Annotated in this window: 18 protein-coding genes, 1 pseudogene and 1 riboswitch; of the genes and pseudogenes, 15 read left to right on the top strand and 4 right to left on the bottom strand. The window is 56.3% G+C overall.

Annotated features, from left to right (window positions below; genetic code table 11):
• Positions 1 to 264: 264 nt before the first annotated feature.
• Genes ACOCF6_RS15605 through ACOCF6_RS15595 form a run of 3 tightly spaced genes read right to left on the bottom strand, consistent with a single transcriptional unit; the run spans position 265 to position 3,997 of the window.
• Entirely contained in the window at positions 265 to 1,650 is a 1,386-nt protein-coding gene (locus ACOCF6_RS15605) for a sigma-54-dependent transcriptional regulator (protein WP_482461255.1), read from the bottom strand.
• A complete protein-coding gene (locus tag ACOCF6_RS15600) occupies positions 1,638 to 2,855 on the bottom strand; it encodes a two-component system sensor histidine kinase NtrB (RefSeq protein ID WP_482461254.1) in 1,218 nt (405 codons plus the stop codon). The genes ACOCF6_RS15605 and ACOCF6_RS15600 overlap by 13 nt, the downstream gene beginning before the upstream one ends.
• Positions 2,855 to 3,997 (bottom strand): iron-containing alcohol dehydrogenase, encoded by a 1,143-nt coding sequence (locus tag ACOCF6_RS15595; protein ID WP_482461253.1) that lies wholly within the window; start codon positions 3,995 to 3,997, stop codon positions 2,855 to 2,857. The genes ACOCF6_RS15600 and ACOCF6_RS15595 overlap by 1 nt, the downstream gene beginning before the upstream one ends.
• Before the next feature lie 695 nt (positions 3,998 to 4,692).
• On the opposite strand from ACOCF6_RS15595, the gene ACOCF6_RS15590 reads away from it, so the two are divergent.
• The 6 genes from ACOCF6_RS15590 (at position 4,693) to ACOCF6_RS15565 (ending at position 9,034) form a co-directional block, all read left to right on the top strand.
• A complete protein-coding gene (locus tag ACOCF6_RS15590; RefSeq protein ID WP_482461252.1) occupies positions 4,693 to 6,012 on the top strand; it encodes a hypothetical protein in 1,320 nt (439 codons plus the stop codon).
• A gap of 35 nt (positions 6,013 to 6,047) precedes the next feature.
• Positions 6,048 to 6,320, top strand: coding sequence for a DUF4242 domain-containing protein (locus ACOCF6_RS15585; protein WP_482461251.1), 273 nt, complete (start codon positions 6,048 to 6,050; stop codon positions 6,318 to 6,320).
• A 50-nt stretch (positions 6,321 to 6,370) separates the two neighbouring features.
• The gene (locus ACOCF6_RS15580; RefSeq protein ID WP_482461250.1) at positions 6,371 to 6,901 is read left to right on the top strand and encodes a hypothetical protein; all 531 of its coding nucleotides are present in this window, start codon (positions 6,371 to 6,373) and stop codon (positions 6,899 to 6,901) included.
• Positions 6,902 to 7,148: 247 nt separating this feature from the next.
• The gene (locus tag ACOCF6_RS15575; protein WP_482461249.1) at positions 7,149 to 7,976 is read left to right on the top strand and encodes an SHOCT domain-containing protein; all 828 of its coding nucleotides are present in this window, start codon (positions 7,149 to 7,151) and stop codon (positions 7,974 to 7,976) included.
• A gap of 152 nt (positions 7,977 to 8,128) precedes the next feature.
• A complete protein-coding gene (locus ACOCF6_RS15570) occupies positions 8,129 to 8,719 on the top strand; it encodes a TetR/AcrR family transcriptional regulator (protein WP_482461248.1) in 591 nt (196 codons plus the stop codon).
• Between the two features lie 141 nt (positions 8,720 to 8,860).
• Positions 8,861 to 9,034, top strand: a complete 174-nt coding sequence (locus ACOCF6_RS15565) for a hypothetical protein (protein WP_482461247.1) — start codon at positions 8,861 to 8,863, stop codon at positions 9,032 to 9,034.
• A 92-nt stretch (positions 9,035 to 9,126) separates the two neighbouring features.
• On the opposite strand, the gene ACOCF6_RS15560 is transcribed toward ACOCF6_RS15565, so the two are convergent.
• Positions 9,127 to 11,103: a sigma-54-dependent Fis family transcriptional regulator gene (locus ACOCF6_RS15560; protein WP_482461246.1), complete on the bottom strand. Its 1,977-nt coding sequence runs from the start codon at positions 11,101 to 11,103 to the stop codon at positions 9,127 to 9,129.
• Positions 11,104 to 11,486: 383 nt separating this feature from the next.
• Between ACOCF6_RS15560 and ACOCF6_RS15555 the strand changes: the two are divergent.
• From ACOCF6_RS15555 to ACOCF6_RS15515, 9 genes and pseudogenes are all read left to right on the top strand, one after another.
• Positions 11,487 to 12,857 (top strand): annotated as a pseudogene (locus ACOCF6_RS15555) (aldehyde dehydrogenase family protein); the annotation flags it as partial.
• Between the two features lie 2 nt (positions 12,858 to 12,859).
• Positions 12,860 to 12,978, top strand: a riboswitch (molybdenum cofactor riboswitch).
• A 229-nt stretch (positions 12,979 to 13,207) separates the two neighbouring features.
• Positions 13,208 to 14,377: an ADP-forming succinate--CoA ligase subunit beta gene (gene sucC, locus ACOCF6_RS15550; protein WP_482461245.1), complete on the top strand. Its 1,170-nt coding sequence runs from the start codon at positions 13,208 to 13,210 to the stop codon at positions 14,375 to 14,377.
• A complete protein-coding gene (gene sucD / locus ACOCF6_RS15545; RefSeq protein ID WP_482458956.1) occupies positions 14,377 to 15,249 on the top strand; it encodes a succinate--CoA ligase subunit alpha in 873 nt (290 codons plus the stop codon). The genes sucC and sucD overlap by 1 nt, the downstream gene beginning before the upstream one ends.
• Positions 15,250 to 15,277: 28 nt before the next feature.
• The gene (locus ACOCF6_RS15540; protein WP_482461244.1) at positions 15,278 to 15,463 is read left to right on the top strand and encodes a DUF6290 family protein; all 186 of its coding nucleotides are present in this window, start codon (positions 15,278 to 15,280) and stop codon (positions 15,461 to 15,463) included.
• Positions 15,464 to 15,579: 116 nt separating this feature from the next.
• Positions 15,580 to 16,392: an electron transfer flavoprotein subunit beta/FixA family protein gene (locus ACOCF6_RS15535; RefSeq protein WP_482461243.1), complete on the top strand. Its 813-nt coding sequence runs from the start codon at positions 15,580 to 15,582 to the stop codon at positions 16,390 to 16,392.
• Positions 16,393 to 16,473: 81 nt separating this feature from the next.
• Positions 16,474 to 17,823 carry an electron transfer flavoprotein subunit alpha gene (locus ACOCF6_RS15530; protein WP_482461242.1) on the top strand — a complete coding sequence of 450 codons (1,350 nt, stop codon included), beginning with the start codon at positions 16,474 to 16,476 and terminating at the stop codon, positions 17,821 to 17,823.
• Between the two features lie 41 nt (positions 17,824 to 17,864).
• A complete protein-coding gene (locus ACOCF6_RS15525; RefSeq protein WP_482461241.1) occupies positions 17,865 to 19,847 on the top strand; it encodes a (Fe-S)-binding protein in 1,983 nt (660 codons plus the stop codon).
• 327 nt (positions 19,848 to 20,174) lie between these two features.
• Positions 20,175 to 20,564 carry a molybdenum cofactor biosynthesis protein MoaE gene (locus ACOCF6_RS15520; protein WP_482461240.1) on the top strand — a complete coding sequence of 130 codons (390 nt, stop codon included), beginning with the start codon at positions 20,175 to 20,177 and terminating at the stop codon, positions 20,562 to 20,564.
• Between the two features lie 22 nt (positions 20,565 to 20,586).
• Positions 20,587 to 21,441, top strand: coding sequence for an ABC transporter substrate-binding protein (locus ACOCF6_RS15515; protein ID WP_482461239.1), 855 nt, complete (start codon positions 20,587 to 20,589; stop codon positions 21,439 to 21,441).

The following is a 21,441-nucleotide window of genomic DNA, read 5'->3' as shown; positions in this document are numbered from 1 at the left end:
TGTGTATTATTTACCCAACCCGGAACAACTGAGCTCCAGGGTGGAAAGTTACTATTATTTAGCAACATGCAACATAACGTGAACGATACGGATAGGTGCACGAACTGTGCGGTTATGGTTGGTGTGGAAAAAAGCAACACTATTAACAGACGGGATACATGTGAGGATGTAAAACCGGTCAACCAGCGATGGATAACATGTGCTGACACCCATGTGAATCCATCTGGTGGCGAACCGGCTTGACAGCAACAACCTCTCTCAATGTCAGACAACTTCCAGGCCGTAACGCTCCAGCTTGCTGTACAGGGTTTTGCGGTCGATTTCGAGCAGTTTGGCAGCCTGGCTCTTATTCTGGTCTACCAGCTCAAGAACCTTCTGGATATGATCGCGCTCAACCGCCCAGAGCGGCGAGGCCGTAAAGGTGGCATCCTCATTGCGCGTTACGCTTGCAGCCGGTGAATAAGTCGCTTTTTGAGGGGCAAAGGGAAACAGGTCCGGGGTAATAACCGGCTCGTTGGCAAGGATGCAGGCCCTGCGGATGGTATTGCGGAGTTCCCTGACATTCCCCGGCCACTGGTAGGCGGTCAGCGAAGCCATGGCTTCATCGGTAATTTCCCAGCTGCGGGCATCGTTTTCATTGCACTGCTGGATGAAGTACCAGGAGAGCGGCAGAATATCTTCGGGACGCTGACGCAGCGGCGGCACAGGAATCGGCAGAAGATTGATGCGGTGGTACAGGTCTTCCCGGAATTCACCGCGGCTGACGCAATCCGCCAGGATCTTGTTGGAGGCAAAGACGAAGCGCACATTGACGCGGATATCGTGATTGCCCCCCATGCGCTTGAACGTACTGGTCTCAAGGATCCGCAGAAGTTTGACCTGGACGTCCAGCGGCATTTCCGAGATCTCATCCATGAACAGGGTGCCGGTGTCAGCCAACTCGAACAGCCCGGCCCGCCCCTTGTTCGCCCCGGTGAAGGCCCCCTGCATGTGTCCGAAGAGCTCGCTCTCCGCGGTGTTGGCATCGAAGCGTCCGCAGTTGACCGTGACAAAGGGCTTGTTGCTGCGGCGGCTGGCATCATGTACCGCCCGGGCGATCAGCTCCTTGCCGGTGCCGCTCTCTCCGGTGATCAGCACATGCTCATCGGTGGCACCCCAGCGCTGCACGGTTTCAAGGACCTTCAGGATCGGCTGGCTTCTGCCGATAATGCGATGATTGCTGAAACGGTTGATCTCGAGCTTGAGATTAATGTTTTCCAGACGCAGGCGGTTTTTGTCGCAGGCCTTGTCGATCAGCATCTCCAGCTCATCCAGCTTTACCGGCTTGGTGAGATAATCATAGGCGCCATGCTTGATGCATTCCACAGCTGTTTCTATGGTGCCGTGGCCGGTGAACATGATGACTTCCGGAATCGTCGACTCAACCCGCATCAGCTTGAGGGCCTCAATGCCATCCATGCCGGGCATGCGCACATCCAGCAGCACCACATTGAAGATCTCTTCCCGATACACCGTCAGCCCCTCTTCACCACTGGAAGTGGCGGTCACCTTGTATCCGGAACGGGACAATTCCATCTGCAGCAGCTCCCGCAGCGATTTGTCGTCCTCGACAACGAGTACTTTTGTATCATTTCGAACTATTTCTGACATGCCGGTATCCTTACGGTAAATTTCGATCCTTTGCCAACCTGGCTTTCCACACTGATTTCGCCACCCAGACGCTTAATGATGTTGTAGGTGACAGCCAGCCCGAGACCATTGCCCTGCCCCACATTCTTGGTGGTATAAAACGGATCCCAGATCTGTTCAATGGCATCCTTGGAGATGCCGCACCCGGAATCGCGGATCTGGAACATAACCATCGATTGCCCGGTCACTCCGGTTGATATTTCCACGACACCGGCGCCTTTAATGGACTGATGGGCGTTTATCAGAAGATTCATGCACACCTGGCGCAAACCGGTCGGATCGGAGATAACATCCGGCAGGCCATCCTGGAGATTGGCCTGGATTTCGATCTTGTCGTAGTGCGACTTGTAGCGCACCAGCTCCAGAACCTCCTGCAGAATCTCATTGATGTTTATGTTGCAGACCGAACCGTCAGACTTGCGGCTGAAGGAGAGCAGGGAATCAATGATGCCTTTGCAGCGGTACGATTCCCGGACGATCACCTGCAGATATTTCGGGAAATCGTCAAGCCTGGGATCATCCGCCAGTGCATGTTCATCCTTGAAGCGCCTGAGCAGGGCCTCGGCATAGCCGGCAACCGATGAGAGCGGGTTATTGATCTCATGGGCGACACCGGCAGCCAGAACACCGATGCTGGAAAGCTTTTCGGCCTGTATCAGCTGCAGCTCCTGCACGCGTTTTTCAGTGACGTCACGAAGGAAAAGAAGCGCGCGGTGCTGCTCACCCTTGCTATCCTCGATGGGAGTCGCGGTAACATCAAAATAACGTGACTTTCCCACGGTAGACAGGGAAGCAATCGAGACCTCAACCCGCTCGCCGGCCAGGGCCCGCTCTACAGGGCAGGCCAGCGGGGCGGAGGCGTGCTCCGGATGAAACAGCTCGCGGCAGGAACAGCCGGGGAGGGTCTCCTGGGGGAAATACTGCGGGCAGACATGGTTGCGATGCTGCACCATGCCGCTATTGTCATACACAATCACCCCGTCACTGATGGAGTCGAACATGGCCTGAAGCTCGCTGCTTTTGCTGCGCAGCCCCAGATTGGCTGCCTCCAGTTCGTGTATTTTCTGCTTAACCTCGGCATAGAAGCCGATTTTGGAACTATCCAACCCCAGCAGCCGCTCAAGCGATGATTCGTCCATCTTGGTTCGAACGGCAATCCTGTCCATCAGTAAGCCCTTTCCAGGATGCGCAGGAGATCCTCTTCATCCGCTTCACGCGGGGACGTGACAATACAGACGTCCTTGAGTGCCTGGCGCGCCAGTTCCGGCAGGTCCTTGCGCAGGACTCCGATGCTGCGCAGGGTACGCGGGGCGCCGCTGGCTTCCAGCAGCAGGTCGAGTGTTTCCTGAACCTTTTCACTGGCGGCGCTGATATCGCCGTTGGCGCGGTGGCCGAGTCCCCAGGCCAGCTCCTGAAGCTTTTCGGTTACAACCGGCATGTCGTAACGGATCACTTCCGGCAGCAGAATCGCATTGATGCTGCCGTGGTTTGCGTCATACAGCCCGCCAATCGGGTGTGCCAGCGCATGAACAATGCCCAGCATGGAGTTGGAGAAAGCCATACCGGCGTGCAGGCTGGCCCGTGCCAGGTTTTCCATGTCATCCGGCCGACGTTCATGAACAGCGCCCGACAGGCTGCCGGACAGAAGACGCAGCGCCTTGATGGCGTGGACATCGGTCAGGGTCGTCGAGGCAATCGAAAAGAAGGCCTCCATGGCGTGACTGAGGGCATCGGTAGCGGTGGTGCCGACGAACTCATCCGGCAGGGTTCCGAGTGTATCCGGGTCCGTCAGGCTGATATCCGGGGCAACACAACGGCTCATGATGCATATCTTGCGCAGGTGCTCGGTATCACTGATGATTGCAAACTGGGAAACATCGGAACCGGTTCCGCAGGTCGTCGGACAGAGCACCAGCGGCGGAAGGGGCCGGATGATGCGGTCCGGGCCCTCAAAATCACGGATTTTTCCGCCATTGGAGACAAGTATGGCGATGGCCTTGGCAGCATCCATGGAACTGCCGCCACCAAGACCGACAATCACGTCGGCACCATGACGCATATATTCCCTGACCCCCTCTTCCACCTCATGGTCCTTGGGATTCGGGGTGATGCCGTCAAAGTAAACAAACTCCAGACCGGCATCAAGCAGGCTCCGCATGGCCAGATCGACCCACCCGGCATGAAACAGCCCCTTGTCGCTGACCAGAAATACCTTTTTGCCTCCCAGCCTGCGGGCACATGGCCCCACCTGGCTCAGCATACCTCTGCCGAATATTATCTCAGGCACTTCAAATTTATAATTATGCAAAGTGTTATCCTGATGTTTTTCCATGTACATACCTTTCATGGCGAGCCGGCTACTCGCAATCCAACACGGATGTGGGGGCATCTGCGTGAAGATCTGTATACTTTTACAAGCAATGCTTATGCCCAATACCAAACCAGGTTTTAATTATTATCGTTTTTTGAGCCGTGCCGTAATTATTTTCCCCTTACCTGATCCCGTACCCAACCAAATCTCTTTCTGCAGTGACGCGTGTGACTATTCTCCACGGTGTAGAACTCTTCCTCATTACTATATCACACAATGATTACGGCATGTTATAAAATGTGTCCCGTTTATCTACACCTCGTCGAGATACTGTGTTTTCAACACTCACAGCCGCAACACACCGATATTAAACAAAAAAACCATTGTTTTATTTTTGGCACTGTGGTTGCACAAGGTTCGTCATGCTTTTGAAAGCGAGTCGTGGCTGCACACTTGAGTGGGGGCTCAAGATCCAGTCGGCTCAGGAACTTCAAATATAAGACGCACTATTTATCGAGTACCAGGCGCAGGAGATCGGAGCACAGGAATCACACTACTCAAAGAAAGGAGAGACGTACCACGTTCAGCCTACATGGCTGGACACATCGTTGATGAAACAGTTTTTTGCTGGTTTGCAGTTCAATGGATGTTCTTGTTTCAGTATTAAAATTTATTGCAAGAGGGAGAATACTATGAAGAAAAGCATCTTACTCGGAGTTGGACTTTTGGCGGCAGTATCCTTGTCACTCAGTAAACCATGCAGCGCAGCCTTTGTAATCGGCGGCGAGAACGGCTGGCAGCTCAGCACAGATGGAATCGTGGATGTATTTTCTACCTATGCCACGACCACCCCTACACCTGCGGGTGATCGCGCCCTGAGCCTGCTCAGCGCCGGCGGCGCCGGAAGCGGACAAGATCAGCGCTTCGGTGTCGGCGTCGGTCTCCTGCCTTCAGTAATCGCATTAAATGTCAAGGCACCCACCACGGCTGGCGTGGATTCATCCGTTCGGGTCGGTATCTACCCGAATATTCAGAATAAATCAGGTACACGTTTTGACACTTCACCCAATATCGATTTCCGCGAGTTCTTCTACACCGCCAAGGGTGCCTACGGCGAACTGCTGGCCGGCCGCGCGCTCAACCTGTACCAGGGCAAGAACATTCTGAACGACATGACCCTGCTGACATCCGGCACAATTCCGGGTTCTGCATTTCGTGGCGGCACAACCCTGGGCCACATCGGCTATGGTTATCTCTATACCAACTTCGGACCCCAGATTCGCTATACCACACCCGATATGGGCGGCGTAAAAGTAGCCCTGGAGATCGCCGAACCCTACAAGATCAGCAGCGACACCGGCAAGACCAACTCACCCCGCGTAGAGGCCGAAATATCCTATGCCAAAGTGTTCGGGGCAACATCCGTGCAGGCCTGGGCTTCCGGCCTGTTCCAGGCCGCTACCCGCAAAGACACCGGGACAACGACAGCCGCACATTATGAGATTGATCAAACAACAGGTTCAACCGTCCTGGTACCCGCTTCAACCACTACGATCGCCCGCGCAGGAAAAGACAATCACTCCATCGGCGGCGCCGGTGGCGCGAGCGTCGGCTTCAGCGGACTGAACCTGATGGGTTCAGGTTACGTCGGCAGAGGCCTGGGCATGCTGAGCGCACAGGATGGCGACGTCCTGGGAGCCAACAGCTCTGCGGTTGACGCTAACGGCAAGGAGCGACTGGCCTATGGGTACCTGCTCCAGGCCACCTATCAGCTGACACCCTCCTTCAAGCTCGGCGCCAACTACGGCACGACCCGCCAGGAGAAAAACGACAATGAGCCGGCTGGCCCATCTATCATGAAAAACCAGGAATCGGCCGTGGTCATGCTTGCGTACAACCTGAACAAGTTCACCCAGTTTGTGGCTGAGTACATCTGGGCCCAGAACACCTGGATGGACGGCGCCAAGCAGCACTCCAACCAGTTTGCACTCGGGACCATGTTTTACTGGTAAACAGCTGAACAGTACGGATTGAAAAGGAGATTCCCATGCCAAAGTACGTGATCGAACGAGAAATCCCCGGAGCCGGCAATATTCCTCCGGCAGATCTTCAGGCAATCTCGCAAAAATCCTGCAGCGTTCTTCAGGGCCTCGGCCCGCAGATCCAGTGGGTGGAAAGCTTTGTGACCGATGACAAGATTTACTGCATCTACATTGCTCCCAACAAGGAAATGGTGCTGGAGCACGCCAAACAGGGCGGCTTCCCTGCCAATAGCGTTGCAGAAGTCAAGACAATGATTGATCCGACCACAGCCGAATAAGTATCCTTTTGCTCCCTCACGGGACTGTATTTAAAATATTGGAGGATGACATGACGTTAGCATTACTTGTTTTAATCAGTATTATGTGGATTCCGGTTGGTATGTTTTTTCTGGGTTACGGCGAAGCCAAAAGCACCGGTTTTGTCAGTGCGGTTGTCGGTATCCTGGTTGTTATCGGTGCCACCCTGCAGGCCGCTGTATTTACCGACCCCTTTACCGCAGGCCTGCTGTTCGTATTCGGCGTCCTGTATCTGCAGACCGGTCACGCACTTCTGACAGGCGTCGAAGATCTGCGCACTGTTGGTAACGGCGCTCTGCTGGTTGGCATTGTTTGTGCGGTTTACGCATTCCTGTATGCCACCGGCGGCGGAGTCAAGCCCGATGGCAAAACCATCATCGGCGTAGTTCCCTTTCTTGCATTCATGAATGTAACGTTTGTCGTAATCTGCTTTACCGTTACCGGCGTTACCTACGGCAAGATCAACCCCAAGGTTGCTGCCACCATGTTCATCGTTCTGACGTTCACCTGCCTGCTGGCCCCTGCCTTTGGCCTGATGGGTTATGGTAAACTTCCGTTCTAGATCCGTCCTCGAAAGCGTGATTTTATTACACATGCCATTTGACCCATAGCGGCATGGCAACCGTAGCGGTAAAGCTGCAAAAATAGCGCGATACGAGACTGGGAACAGGGGCACTTACGGTGCCCCTGTTTTTTTTCGCCTAATATTTTACACAGTAACATCGTTATTCTAATTCATATTGGCTCAGGTATTGCGTACAATACATTCAGCTTGGGTGCCAATCGATTCCAACAGTAACGGAGGATGTATGAAGATGTTACACGGTAGAAATGCTCAATGGCTCTGTTCTGTAACTGCTGCATTACTGATCCTTCTTGCGACCTCCATTGCCTTGCATGCTTCTGACGGTCGCCAGCTCTGGCAGAGCCGTGACCAGTTTGTGGCGCTGGAGAACCAGGATTCCGCCCGGGACGTCAAGGCGGTTCAAAACAATCATCCCTCTGAATTTTCACTGCCCAGACTCACCGCCGTACTGTCGTCGCTGGACGTCCGTACACCCGACAGCAACGGCATCGAGCCGCTCTTCTCCAGGGAATCTCTGGATATTCTGGTGCCCCAGCTGCAACTTGGCCTGCGCCAGGCCCTTCCCGGTGAAGATGTCACCTTTGCAGTCATCGGACTGCACAAGGCGCTGTACGGTTTGGCTAAAACCCCCAAGGTGACGACCGGCCGCATGTTTGTGAGCTCCGGCCGGCTCAATATCATCTTCGGGCTTGTACGGCAGGATGTTAACGAACGCGATGACCGACGCCTGGTGCCGTTTACACCAGGGAAGCGAGCCAGCGTTGCAACCGGCGACTGGAAGATTCTTCCCCAGACAGGTCCGGACGTGACTCTTCTCAGGAAGGACTGGGTCGCATTCGCTGATGGCTGGATGCCGCCGCTCGAACCACCCGCGGTTCCCGCAGCAAAGACAGAGCCGCTGCAGAGCAACCCAGCTCAACCGGTTACACGTAATGACAACACCCGCAGCCCGGCCGAGCGTCTGAACATACTCAACGAACTGAAGAACAAGGGACTAATCACGGAAGAAGAGTATCGCAGCAAGAGAATGGAGATCCTGAACAGTCTTTAAAGCATACCCGGTCAACCTGTACGCAACCATGGTGTCTCTTGTTGAGCAGAAAATGCGAATTTGATATTCGCATTTTCTGTTTTTGCGAGTATACTTACATCAATCAAACGTTTGATGTACCAGTAACATCAGAAAGAAGCAGGTGAACACCTATGGCAGATAATGATTGTCGCGCCAACATCATAGCAGCAGCTGTTCCGCTCTTTGCAGCGAAGGGACTGCACGGTGTCAGTGTACGCGAGTTGGCCGCAGCGGCTGGGGTCAATCTTTCCATGATCTCCTACTACTTCGGCGGCAAGGAGGGGCTATATGCTGCCGTATTGACGGAGCAGTTTGCCATTCTGGGAAAACTGGACGAGATCGAACTGCTGGAAATCGATACCCTGCAGAAATTTGAACTGTATGTGCGTGCCACGGTTTCACGGTACCGCAAGAATCCCTACCTGCTCCGCTTCTACACCAGTGAACTGACCAATCCCACCCCCTGCTTTGAGACCATCGTGAAGCCGGCTATCAAGCACGTGGTGCAGATACTTCTGGAAACATTTAGCGACGGCCTTTCCCATGAAAAGTTCCGCGCCGGATTGGACCCCACCGATACAGTCCTGGCCCTGGCAGGCATGATCAATTTCTATTTCCTGCTGGAACCGGCCACCGCCGAACTGGTCGACCATGCCGCGGAGCGGGACGAGCAGCTGATCCGCCACATCATGGATATTTTCACACGGGGGGTTCTAAAATAGTACGTCACTGTTTTTTTACGGGTTACAACAAAACAAACGTTTGATTAGTGTAGCGATCCAGATTGACGCACCTTGAATGCTGACATGAAACGGGCGAAAAAACACCAAGCAACCACAATCAGCGCGAAAAAGGAGAACACTATGGAACCGAAAAATACATTTGAATGCGGAGTATGTTTTTACCAGAGCCTGGCCAAGGACTTTACACCAATAACGGTCAGTGCCAATTTTGCAGCCCTTGAATGCCCGAAATGCCTGAACAACGACGAGGACTCATTCGTTGAAGTTGATAATGCCTTCAAGAAAGCCGCGTAACACCCTGCAAGCATCGTCCGTCCTGTTGCAGCCTGCAAACCGTCCATTTCCCGGGCGGTTTTTTTTGCATTTCCCGCACACTCAGCAACAGGTCAGGAAGCTTCCAGCATCTGTCCGCGTAACTTGCGGTAGAGCGTATTTCTGCCGATACCCATAATTCTGGCCGCCGCCGCGATATTCCCGCCGGTCTGGCCGAGCGTCGTGGAAATGAATCTGGCTTCGACATCAGCCAAAAGCGCATTGCCGCTATTTCCTGCCGACAGCACCACGCTCCTGTTCCCGCCGTTGACATCGCAACCGGACTGTTCGATGAAATCTTCCGAGAGATCATCTACGGTGATCTCTTCTCCATCACCCAGCAGTGCCAGGGCGGTTTTGAGGACATTATGCATCTGGCGGATATTGCCGGGCCAGGGATGGTTTTCAAAGATCCGCAGGACTTCGGAGTTGATGCCGACGGTGCGCCCCCCGCCCGCAAGGTCATTCAGTATTTTCCTGGCAAGCTGCACCCGGTCCTCCCGTTCCTTCAGGCTGGGAAGTGTCAGCAACAGTCCGTTCAGACGATAGTACAGGTCCTCCCGAAAGCTGCCGGCTGCAACCGCATCCCGCACCCTCCGGTTCGTGGCGCAGATCACCCCCAGATCAACCTGATGCCTGCTGCTGCCCCCCAGCGGGGTCACCGTCCGGTCCTGCAGCACCCGCAGCAGGCGCGCCTGGAATTGGAGCGGCATCTCGCCGATCTCGTCCAGAAACAGGGTGCCCTTGTCGGCTTCCCTGATCTTGCCGATCTGCCCCTTGCGGCGGGCTCCGGTAAAGGCGCCTTCCTGATAGCCGAACAGTTCCGATTCGATCAGCCCTTCCGGGATTGCGGCGCAGTTGATCGGGATGAACGGGCCGTTCTTGCGCGGACCCGCCATGTGCAGGGCGCGGGCCAGCAGTTCCTTGCCGGTACCGGACTCGCCTTCGATCATGATCGGAATGTCGTGTCCCACAACCCTTAGGGCCTTGGTAATGATCGCCTGCATCTTCTGATCACCCAGCGTAAGCTCCTCCAGAGGCACCCCTTCCGCTTTGCTTTTTGCGCCAGCCGCTGCCACAGCGGTTGCCACCTGGGCGCTGATGGGCAGACAGGTGACCGGCGAGACCGGAGCGCCGTGCCAAACCCTTCCGAAGACCTCAGCTCCCGATATAAGCGCCAGCTTCAGCACCGGCTGCGGTACGAAACGGGACTGTTCCATCAGCTTCGGCAGGGTGAGCCGGAACAGCGAAGAAAAGGTCTGTCCCACCATCCGGAACCGGTCTAGACCCAACTGCAGCAGGGCGCTGCGATTGGCGGCCACCAGGTGGCCGTCGGGGGTGAATACCGCAATCCCCTCATACAGGGAACCGATGAATTCCGGACGCACATGGAAACTGATGATGATGTCCTCCGGGAATTCGGGTATGAACATCTGGTTTTCGATCATCTGGGCCGATAGACGCACCAGGGCCATGGTGTGTTTCTGGTGAACGCGATAATCACCCGAAACATCCAGGGCTCCCAGAATGCCACCTTTCGGATCAAAGATCGGGGTAGCCGAACAGCTGATAAAACGGTTCTTGTCGATAAAATGTTCGCTGCTGTGGACATGAACCGCGGTCTGTTCCTCAAGCGCCGTTCCGATGGCGTTGGTGCCGTTGACCCCTTCCGACCAGATGCCGCCCGGCTTCAGGTAGACCTTCTGGGCCTGATCCACAAAATCCGGGTCGCCGATGGAGTGGAGCACGACCCCCTCATGATCGGCCAGCAGCACCATGCTGGAGGTCCCGCAGATCTCATGATACAGATTTTCCATAACCGGCTGAGAACGGAGCAGCAGCGCATTATTCATATCCCTGCGCCGCATCAGGTCATGGCGCGGGGTGCAGCGGGTCTCGCCACGCTCCATACCGATACCGCGTTCAGCGGATCTCTGCCAGGAGCGGATAATGGTTTCGTTCACAACACCCGCCGGGATGATCCCGTGTGACAGGAAGTCCTCGCGGGCCTTCCGGATACAATTGAGCTTATCGACTGCCAAACTTCCCATGTAGTCCTCCGCAGCAAATCGGTCTAATTCAAACGTCAGTTCTGGTTTCAATTTACACTGAATACATATGCCATTTCTGTGCCACAAAACAGTGTTAGTCAGTTCCATTTTGGAACACATCACAGTAAATGTGTCTCGACTTGGAACACATCAGCGCTCCTGACACACCTTGAGATGCCCATACAAAGCAGCTTTGAAATATTTATAGCGGCTTGGCCCAATCTCCAACCCTCCGAAAATCCGTTGAAAATATTTTTTTCCACTCTCCAGAATCATAATTTAGAAAAAGGTTTTATTTTTTGGCATACACACTGCTCTATTTAATGAGTATCCGAAACCGACTCAAGCAGTTCTGAGGGTAATCATTCACCCCATTTCAAACAAAGGAGTTAGTCATGACAACAGCAGCAATTCAGGCAGCACAGGAAATCGATCAGATGGCAGCAAAGGCCATCAAGGCACTGGAAGAGTTCAAAGGCTTCACCCAGGAGCAGGTTAACAGCATCACCGAGGCCATGACCAAGGCCGGTGTGGCCAACGAGCGCATCCTGGCAGTGCATGCAGTTGAAGAGACCGGCATCGGCAACGTGGAAGACAAGGTCATCAAGAATCACTTCGGCACTCAGGTGGTCTACGACTACATGAAGGACGGCAAGTCGGTCGGCGTCATTGATGAAACCGACGGCATCATCTCCATCGCCGAGCCCTTCGGTGTCGTCGCAGCCGTTACACCGACCACCAACCCGACCTCCACCACCATGTTCAAATGCCTGATCGCACTCAAGGGTCGTAACGTGATCATCCTGGCCTTCCATCCCCGCGCCCAGAAGTGCAGCGCAGCAGCCGCCCAGATCATGCTGGACGCCGCTGTGGCTGCCGGAGCCCCGAAAAACTGTATCCAGTGGGTCACCCAGCCTTCCATCGAGGCCACCGACGCCCTGATGAAACACCCGGATGTTTCCATCGTCATCGCCACCGGCGGCGGCGCCATGGTCAAGGCCGCTTACAGCTCCGGCCATCCTGCCCTGGGTGTCGGACCTGGCGGTGTGCCGGTCTTCATCGAAAAGAGCGCCAATCTGCGTATGGCCGTAGAAGACGTTATCGCCTCCAAGACCTTCGACAACGGCACCATCTGTTCTTCCGACCAGTCGATCATCTTCGATGATCGCAACATCGCCGAAAAGGCACTGATAATGTTCGAAAGAAGCGGAGCCTACCTTTGCAGCGAGAAAGAAAAAGCCCAGCTGGAAAGCGTTATGTTCGACAAGGAGAGAGGTGTGCCCTCCATGGCCATCGTCGGCAAAAGCCCGCAGGTCATCGCCGAACTGGCCGGTTTCAAAATCCCGGCCGACAGGAAGCTGTTGATCGTACCCTTGACCACAACCGGCGGTGATGACTGGATGAGCCGCGAGAAACTTTCACCGGTGCTGGGATGGTACGTCGCTGAAAGCAAGGATGCAGCCATCAAAGCCGCTGCAACCCAACTGGATCACGGCGGCGCCGGACACTCGGCCGTTGTATTTACCGAGAATGAAGACATTGCCCACGAGTTTGCACTCAGGGTTGATGCCAACCGGGTAGTCTGGAACCAGCCCTCTGTACACGGCACCATCGGCGCACTGTACAACACCCTGGTCCCTTCCCTGACCCTGGGATGCGGCGCAACCGGCGGCAATATCACCACCGAGAACGTCGGCTACAAAAACCTGCTCAACATCAAGCGACTGGCACGCAGGAACGCAGACGCCAACTAACTGAGCACTGACATCTCCGAGTCGCTGCACCTACCAGAGTCAACTCTCAAGGTAACCGACCCATGGGTTCTGCCGGAAACGGCAGAGCCTCCCTTTTGGAAAGGAGTCATACCGCTACTTCCCCCCCTTAAACTTTTTAAGGGGGGGCATGGGGGTTTCTCGTCCGAGGAGCCCCTATTTTTTTGCCCAGGGCAGGACAGAATCTGTTTACGGTTAAAACGATTCAGAATTGGTTGGTTACAGATATCAAGGCATCAGGCAACGGCGTTACATTGTGCCTGAAGCAGCTCCAAAATATGTACTGCAGTCAGATATACCCAAGAATGTAATCAGATAGATGAGGAGAAGCAATGAACATCCACGAATACCAAGCCAAAGCAATTTTGAGGGAATTCGGCGTACCGGTCCCTGACGGCCACGTCTGCTACAACAGCGCCGGTGCCCGGGAATGGGCCAAGCGCCTGGGCGAAGGCCCCTGGGTCGTCAAGGCCCAGATCCACGCCGGCGGCCGCGGCAAGGGGGGCGGCGTCAAGCTGGCCCGCAGCGCCGACGAAGTGCGTTTACTGTCCAGGGAAATGCTCGGCATGACCCTGCGCACCCACCAGACCGGACCGGAAGGCAAACTGGTCACCCGCGTCCTGGTGGAAAACGGCTGCAACATCGCCAATGAACTGTACGTCTCCCTGGTGGTTGACCGCGGCACATCCAAGGTCACCGTCATGGCCTCCACCGAAGGGGGCATGGACATCGAAGAGGTCGCAGCAAAGACCCCGGAGAAGATCTTCACCGAAACCATCGACCCCCTGGTCGGCCTGACCGCCTTCCAGTGCCGCAAGATCGCCTTCTCCCTGAAGCTAAGCGGCAAGCTGGTGGGCAAGGCCGTTAGTGTCCTGCAGGGACTCTACAAAACCTTTATCGCCTGTGACTGCTCCATGCTGGAGATCAACCCGCTGGTCATCACCGCCGAAAACAACCTGATCTGCCTGGATGCCAAATTCGGCTTCGACGACAACGCCGTCTTCCGCCACCCCAAACTGAGCGACATGCGCGACTACGACGAAGAAGACCCCAACGAAGTCGAGGCCTCCCAGCATGACCTCTCCTACATCTCCCTGACCGGCAACATCGGCTGCCTGGTCAACGGTGCCGGACTGGCCATGGCCACCATGGACATCGTCAAGCATTACGGCGGCGACCCGGCCAACTTCCTGGATGTCGGGGGTGGGGCCACAGCCGAGCGCGTCACCGAGGCCTTCAAGATCATCCTCTCCGACAAGAACGTACGCGGCATCCTGGTCAACATCTTCGGCGGCATCATGAAGTGCGACGTCATCGCCACCGGCGTCATTGCTGCAGCCAAGCAGGTCTCCCTCAGCGTTCCCCTGGTGGTACGTCTGGAAGGCACCAACGTGGATCTGGGTAAACAGATGCTGGCCGAGAGCGGCCTCAACATCGTCGCCGCCGACGGTATGGCCGACGCTGCCCAGAAAATCGTCGCTGCCGTGAAAGGAGACAACTAATGAGTATCCTGATCAACAAGAACACCAAAGTCATAACACAAGGCATCACCGGCGCCACCGGACTGTTCCACGCCCAGGGGGCCCGCGACTACGGCACCCTGATGGTCGGCGGCGTCACCCCCGGCAAGGGGGGCACCACCATCGACGGCTTTCCCGTATTCGACACCGTCGAAGATGCCGTACACCAGACCGGCGCCACCGCCAGCGTCATCTACGTACCGCCCCCCTTTGCCGCCGACTCCATCATGGAAGCGGTCGACGCCGGGATCGAACTGGTCTGCTGCATCACCGAAGGCATCCCGGTCCTGGACATGGTCAAGGTCAAACAGTACATGAAGGGCAAGAAGACCCGCCTGGTCGGCCCCAACTGCCCGGGTGTCATCACCCCCGGCGAATGCAAGATCGGCATCATGCCGGGCTACATCCACAAACCGGGTCGGGTGGGCGTCGTCTCCCGTTCCGGCACCCTGACCTACGAAGCGGTCTGGCAGCTGACCTGCCTCGGCCTGGGGCAGTCCACCTGCGTCGGCATCGGCGGCGACCCGGTCAACGGCACCAACCACCTGGACGTCCTGCGCATGTTCGAGGCCGATGCCGACACGGACGCCGTGATCATGATCGGCGAGATCGGCGGCACCTCGGAGGAAGAAGGCGCGTACTTTGTCAAAGAGCACATGACCAAACCGGTAGCGGCCTACATCGCCGGGGTCACCGCCCCGCCCGGCAAACGGATGGGCCATGCCGGCGCCATCATCTCCGGCGGCAAGGGCACGGCGGCCGAGAAGGTCGCCATATTGCGGGAGTGCGGCATCAGCGTGGCGGACAGCCCGGCCGAGATGGCCCAGGCGCTGCTCAGGATCTATAAGCCGTAACCAGATACGAATCAACGGGGATCGTGATATGGGAAAATACAAGGAAAACCCGAAGTACAACGTTATATCCATACGGCTGAACGATAATGAGAAAGCATTTCTGAACGAAATGCTGCGTGATACCCGTAAAAGTGTTTCCACGCTTATGCGGGAAGCGATGAATCAGTATGCCTCGTTTATTACCGGCTCATCCAGCCGTGCGAATATACATTGAAGTCAGAAGCGTAGGTGTTGGACGAGCACATTGCCATGTGTGCTCCTTTCATGGCCGGGGGAGCAATCCCCCGACTACTTCAAACGTAACATACACAAACATACGGAGTCGCTTTCATGCTTGTCATATCATGCATCAAACAGGTACCGGATACCACCCAGGTCAAGATCGATCCGGTCACCAATACCCTGATCCGGGATGGGATACCCTTTATCATCAATCCCTACGATTCGCATGCCCTAGAGGAGAGCTTGAGGCTCAAGGACCGCTACGGCATACGCACGGTTGCTTTATCCATGGGGCCGCCCAACACCGTGGCCACCCTGCGCAAGGCCTGTGCAGTCGGAGTGGATGAAGCCATCCTGCTCTCCGACCGCTGCTTTGGCGGCGCCGATACCCTGGCCACCAGCAAGGTCCTCTCGGCTGCCATTGAACGGCTTGATAAGCAGGAAAAGGTCGGCATCGTTTTCTGCGGCAAACAGACCATTGACGGCGACACCGCCCAGGTCGGCCCCGGCATCGCCTCCCGCCTGGGCTTCAGCCAATTGACCCTGGTAGACCGGATCGAATCCATCGACTTTCTGCGCAAGACCATCAAGGTCCGCCGCAAACTGGAAGGACGGCACGAGATCGTTGAAGCCCCGCTGCCGGTCATGATCACGGTCGTCAGGGAGCTCAACCGTCCCCGCTACCCGATTGTACCGATGCGCCTTGATGCGCAGGACATGGAAATCAAGGTATGGGACAACTCGGTTCTCAAGCTTGACGTCGAAACCGTCGGCCTTAAAGGTTCACCAACCTGGGTCAGCAAGATCTTTTCTCCGGAGCGTGACCAGGGAGAAATCATCGGCGATGGCATCGGTGATCCGGTCGGGACAGCCAATCTATTGATCGACAAACTGCTCAGCAAGGATCTGCTGACAGTATGACACGCTTCGACTCAGCTCAGCGCACACCCGTTCCCTGAGCGGAGTCGAAGGGAACTTACTCAAAGAAAAGGTATCGCATCCATGAGCGAAACAACAACTAAATTGAAAAAACCCCGCGGCGTCGCCAGCCTGATCGAAGGAAAGTGCATCGCCTGCGGCGCCCGCTGCCAGAGTTCCTGTCCGGTCAACTGCATCGAGATGACCGACTCGGGTGAACCGATCATAGAAACTGCCAAATGCATCGGCTGTCTCAAATGCGTCAAGATCTGCCCGGCCACTGCCCTGGAGATGTTCTTCACCCCTGAAGAACTGAAGATCCTCGAACAGCTGGCCGCCTCCGCCACCCCTGTTGAAGAGGAGTTCGACGAAGAAGGGCAGCAGCTGCAGCGGATGCTCGCCAGCTACCGCGGTGTCTGGGTCGTTATCGAGCAGTACGATGGCGTCACCGCCAAGGTTTCCTGGGAACTGCTGGGAACCGGGGCCGACCTGGCCAAAACCCTGGGAGTAGAGCTCAGCGCGGTCATCATCGGCCATAATGTCAGGCACCTGTGCAGCGAGGCCTTTGAGCATGGCGCCGACAAGGCGATTCTCCTGGATGCCCAGGTCTATACACACTATCGCACCCAGTCCTATACGGATGCCATCTGCCACCTGATCCGCAAGCACCGCCCGGAGGTAATCCTGATGGGCGCTACCGCCCAGGGTCGCGACCTGGCCGGGGCCGTGGCAACGGTGGTCAAGACCGGACTGACCGCTGACTGCACCGGCTTGGGGATCGACGACAAACGCAACCTGATGCAGACCCGCCCCGCTTTCGGCGGCAACATCATGGCCACCATCATGTGCGACAAGTTCCGTCCCCAGATGGCCACCGTGCGACCCCACGTCATGCACCTGCCCGAACTCCAGCCCGGCAGAAAGGGTGAGGTTATTCATGAGGTATTTGCCCCGCAGGAAAAGGATATTCTGGTCAAGGTACTGGAGGTCATCCTTGACCGGGACGGCAAGGACCAGGTCGATGTCGCTGCAGCCGAGATCATTGTGTCCGGCGGACGCGGCCTGATGAACAGGGATAATTTTGCCCTGCTGCAGGAACTGGCCGACGAATTGGGCGGAGTGGTTGGCGCGTCGCGCAGTGCCGTCGATGCCGGTTGGATCTCCCACAGCCGGCAGGTCGGCCAGACCGGCAAGACCGTACGGCCGAAGATCTATATCGCCTGCGGTATTTCGGGTGCCATCCAGCACATGGTCGGCATGCAGGATTCAGACACCATCATCGCCATCAACCGCGACCCGGAGGCACCCATCTTCCAGATCGCCACCTACGGGGTGGTCGGTGACCTGTTTCAGGTCATACCGGCGTTCATCCAGAAAATTCGTGAACTTAAAGCACAAAGCGGCCGCTACGAGACGACCAGAGCCGCAGCCTGATTCTAACTGAATCAGGAATATTGTTACGAGGTACATTTAATATGTCGCTCCATCAAACCATATTCACCACCATATTCGCTGTTTCCGGCCTCTCCTTTCTGTTCAGCTGCTATCAGCGCCTGCAGCTGGTAGCCATCGGCGCGCCGGAGAATCGTTTCGACAACCCGGGCGCTCGCCTGTTCGGGATGCTCAGCTATGCCTTCGCCCAGAAGCGGGTACTGGCCCGGCCCTATGGATTCAACCACTTCCTGCTGTTCTGGGCCTTCATGGTGCTGCTGATCGCCAATGGCGAATTTCTGCTGGAGGGGCTGATTCCGGGCATCAATCTGGCGCTGCTGCCGACGCCTTTACACCATGGTTTGGCACTGCTCTTCGATGGCGTCTCGGTTATTGCCCTGGGCTGCGTGCTGGTGGCATTGGCCCGCCGCCTGTTCTTTCCGCCCGAATATCTGGGGAACGAGTACACCCGTCCCGCCAGCGGCGAGGCCCTGCTGATCCTGGGGATGATTGCCACCCTGATGACCGCCTTCTTTCTGCTGAACGGCGCCCAGATCGCTCAGGGGCAACCCGACCCATGGCGGCCGGTTTCATCCGCCGTAGCAGCTTTGCTGCATGGGCTTCCGGCAGATACGCTGGCAGGCCTGGCAAGCGCTGCCTGGTGGCTGCACGCGCTGGTGCTGCTGCTGTTCATGAACTTTCTGCCCCGCAGCAAGCATATGCACATCCTGACCGCCATCCCCAACTGCTACTTCAAGAATCATGCAAAACCGGTCACGCCGCCGAGGGAGACCTTTGAAAAGGGAGAGCGCTACGGCGTCAGCAGTGTCGAGCAGTACAGCTGGAAGGACCTGTTCGATTCCCTGACCTGCACCGAGTGCGGCCGCTGCCAGGACCTCTGCCCGGCCCACAACACCGGCAAGCCGCTCAACCCGCGGCGAGTCGTTCACGATATCAAGGTCAACCTGCTCAACAACGGTCCGGCACTTAAAGATGGTGGAGCTGGAGCTTTGCCGTTGATCGGCGATGCAAAGGAAGGAACGGTCTGCGAGGAGGCAATCTGGTCCTGTACGACCTGCGGCGCCTGTACTTCGGTCTGTCCGGTACTGATCGAACAGATGCCCAAGATCGTCAAGCTGCGCCGCCACCTGGTGCAGGAAAAGGCCCAATTCCCCGAAGAGCTGCTCAACCTGTTCGAGAACATGGAACAGCGCAGCAATCCCTGGGGCATCGCCCCTTCGGAGCGGACCAAATGGAGCAGCCAGCTGGGTGACCGCAGCTTCAAACCGGGCGAGACAGAGTACCTGTTCTACGTCGGCTGTGCCGGGGCCTTCGACAGCCGCAACAAGCATGTTACCGTTGCACTCGCGACCATCCTGGACGCGGCCGGTGTTTCCTGGGGTGTGCTGGGCAAGGAAGAACAGTGCTGCGGCGACAGCGTGCGCCGCCTCGGCAATGAATTTGTGTTTGATAAAATGGCCCGGGAAAATGTTGCCCTGTTCAAAGAGAAGGGGATCACCAAAGTTGTGACCCAGTGTCCCCACTGTTTCAACACGCTCAAGAATGATTACCAACAGTACGGGCTTGAAATCGAGGTACTGCACCATTCCCAACTGATTGCAGAGCTGGTGAAAAGCGGCCAGCTTGCAGTGACCCAAAAATCAAAACAGGGCAATATGATCTTTCACGACTCCTGCTACCTGGGCCGCCATAACGACACCTATGAGGCGCCACGCGCCGTACTGCAGGCCGCAACCGGAAAATCGGCGGGCGAGTTCGAGCGCAAGCGCGAAAACGGCTTCTGCTGCGGGGCAGGCGGTGGCAGGATGTGGATGGAGGAACAGTCCGGGACCAGAATCAATCTGGAACGGGTCAAGGAAGCCATGGAGCAGCAGGTGCCGGATACGCTCTGCGTCAGTTGCCCCTACTGCATGACCATGATGGAGGATGGCTTGAAGGACCTGGGCGTGGCTGATGTGGTCCGGGTAAAGGATATTGCCGAGGTCATGGCGGAGGCGATCGCTTAGCCGTTTTCCTGCTTGCCAGAAAATACCGTTCCAGCTATAGTGCCGCCATATTTTGCCAGTCTCCGAGTTGCTGCGCCTACCAGGGATACATCCTCACGGCGCACAACCTGCGGGTGCCACCGGAAACAGTGCCGCCCTCCTTTAGTGAGTTAGAAGTTGTATTTGCCTTGTTTTGGCAAAAACAACTTCGTGAACGAACTATCCCGCCTATTTGGGGCGAAAAGGGGAACTCGTGCTTGACGTGCTGCTGCCGCTGGTTCGTCTGCGCCCCTTTTCGATCGAGAAGGGGCGTTTTGCTTTTTATACTCGCCAGTGAGGTACCGTACCATGGTCAAACTTGTTGAAACCCCCATCGATCCTGCCGTTGTCTATAATGACATTAACTCGACGTTCTCCGGTTCCGTCGTATTTCACTATGCGGTCGTCAAGAAGCAGGCCGGTTCGGACAAACCCACCACCTGCATAGAGTACAAGGCTCAGGGAGATACAATTCTGGAGCTGGAGGGTATCGCAAAGGATCTGGAACATTGCTGGAACCTGGAGGATGTGCTGATGATCCGGCGCACCGGCTGCCTGGCCGTTGGCGAGATCATCTCGCTGGTGGCGGCCAGTTCGCCCAACAGCGAGGATGCCTTCGAGGCCTGCCGATTCGGGATCATCCGCATGAAGAAGATGGCTACCATACACAAGACCGAGAAGTATGCCGATATCACATGACTGCAGGAAAAGGAGAAACGGTATGAGACAACTGACCGGAATCATGCTGGCGCTTATGCTTTTGAGTTGCATCTGGACGACTGCGGCGCAGGCGGAGAAGGGCTTTATCCTGCTGGCCAGCACGATCGGCCCCATTGACGCCGGGATCGTGTCGGCCCTGGAAGACGGCTTTGAAAAGGAGACCGGCATCCGCGTGCGGCATGTGGGAGCCGGTACCGGCGAAGCCCTCAAGATCGCGGAAAAGGGGAATATCGATCTGGTGATGGTGCATGCCCGCTCGCTGGAGGAGAAGTTTGTGGCAGCAGGTTTCGGAACGGAGCGCATCCCGTTCATGTACAACGACTTCGTCATCGTCGGTCCGGCCAGTGATCCGGCCGGTATTCGCGGCCTGAAGTCGGCAAGCGCCGCACTCAAGAAGATCGTAGAGAAGTCGGCGCCCTTCGTCACCCGCGGAGACAGGTCCGGGACCCATGTGGCCGAGATGGAGCTGTGGGGCAAGGCCGGCCTGAAACCGGCCGGGACATGGTACAAGACTTTTGACAAGGGGAGCGAAGGCAATGTGCCGACACTCCGTTTCACCAGTACTTCAGCTTCCTATACCCTGATCGACCGCGCCACCTACCTGTCGATACAGAAGGAAATCAAACTGGAGATTCTTGTTGAAGGTGACGAGGCCCTGCTGAACCGGATTTCCCTGATACCGATCAACAAGCAGCGATTCCCGCAGGTCAACCACGAGGATGTGGCCCGGTTTGTCAGCTGGCTGACGTCACCCGCCAAGGGGCAGCGGATTGTCGCCGAGTTTGGCAAGGAGCGTTTCGGCGCAGCGCTCTTTTTCCCGGATTCAAAAGAATGGAATCAACTACAAAAAAAATAA

The sequence above is a fragment of the Geobacter psychrophilus genome (assembly GCF_056821595.1).
The sequence above is the reverse complement of the archived record's forward strand: the minus strand, read 5'-3'. Positions and strand labels throughout refer to the sequence as shown.

Excerpts from the sequence above, each read along its gene's own strand:
- ACOCF6_RS15520 (WP_482461240.1), top strand. The coding sequence starts at position 20,175 with ATGGTCAAACTTGTTGAAACCCCCATCGATCCTGCCGTTGTCTATAAT.
- ACOCF6_RS15515 (WP_482461239.1), top strand. The coding sequence starts at position 20,587 with ATGAGACAACTGACCGGAATCATGCTGGCGCTTATGCTTTTGAGTTGC.
- ACOCF6_RS15575 (WP_482461249.1), top strand. The coding sequence starts at position 7,149 with ATGAAGATGTTACACGGTAGAAATGCTCAATGGCTCTGTTCTGTAACT.
- ACOCF6_RS15605 (WP_482461255.1), bottom strand. The coding sequence starts at position 1,650 with ATGTCAGAAATAGTTCGAAATGATACAAAAGTACTCGTTGTCGAGGAC.
- ACOCF6_RS15585 (WP_482461251.1), top strand. The coding sequence starts at position 6,048 with ATGCCAAAGTACGTGATCGAACGAGAAATCCCCGGAGCCGGCAATATT.
- ACOCF6_RS15600 (WP_482461254.1), bottom strand. The coding sequence starts at position 2,855 with ATGGACAGGATTGCCGTTCGAACCAAGATGGACGAATCATCGCTTGAG.
- ACOCF6_RS15525 (WP_482461241.1), top strand. The coding sequence starts at position 17,865 with ATGTCGCTCCATCAAACCATATTCACCACCATATTCGCTGTTTCCGGC.
- ACOCF6_RS15590 (WP_482461252.1), top strand. The coding sequence starts at position 4,693 with ATGAAGAAAAGCATCTTACTCGGAGTTGGACTTTTGGCGGCAGTATCC.
- ACOCF6_RS15565 (WP_482461247.1), top strand. The coding sequence starts at position 8,861 with ATGGAACCGAAAAATACATTTGAATGCGGAGTATGTTTTTACCAGAGC.
- ACOCF6_RS15560 (WP_482461246.1), bottom strand. The coding sequence starts at position 11,103 with ATGGGAAGTTTGGCAGTCGATAAGCTCAATTGTATCCGGAAGGCCCGC.
- ACOCF6_RS15535 (WP_482461243.1), top strand. The coding sequence starts at position 15,580 with ATGCTTGTCATATCATGCATCAAACAGGTACCGGATACCACCCAGGTC.
- ACOCF6_RS15530 (WP_482461242.1), top strand. The coding sequence starts at position 16,474 with ATGAGCGAAACAACAACTAAATTGAAAAAACCCCGCGGCGTCGCCAGC.
- sucC (WP_482461245.1), top strand. The coding sequence starts at position 13,208 with ATGAACATCCACGAATACCAAGCCAAAGCAATTTTGAGGGAATTCGGC.
- ACOCF6_RS15570 (WP_482461248.1), top strand. The coding sequence starts at position 8,129 with ATGGCAGATAATGATTGTCGCGCCAACATCATAGCAGCAGCTGTTCCG.
- ACOCF6_RS15580 (WP_482461250.1), top strand. The coding sequence starts at position 6,371 with ATGACGTTAGCATTACTTGTTTTAATCAGTATTATGTGGATTCCGGTT.
- ACOCF6_RS15540 (WP_482461244.1), top strand. The coding sequence starts at position 15,278 with ATGGGAAAATACAAGGAAAACCCGAAGTACAACGTTATATCCATACGG.
- sucD (WP_482458956.1), top strand. The coding sequence starts at position 14,377 with ATGAGTATCCTGATCAACAAGAACACCAAAGTCATAACACAAGGCATC.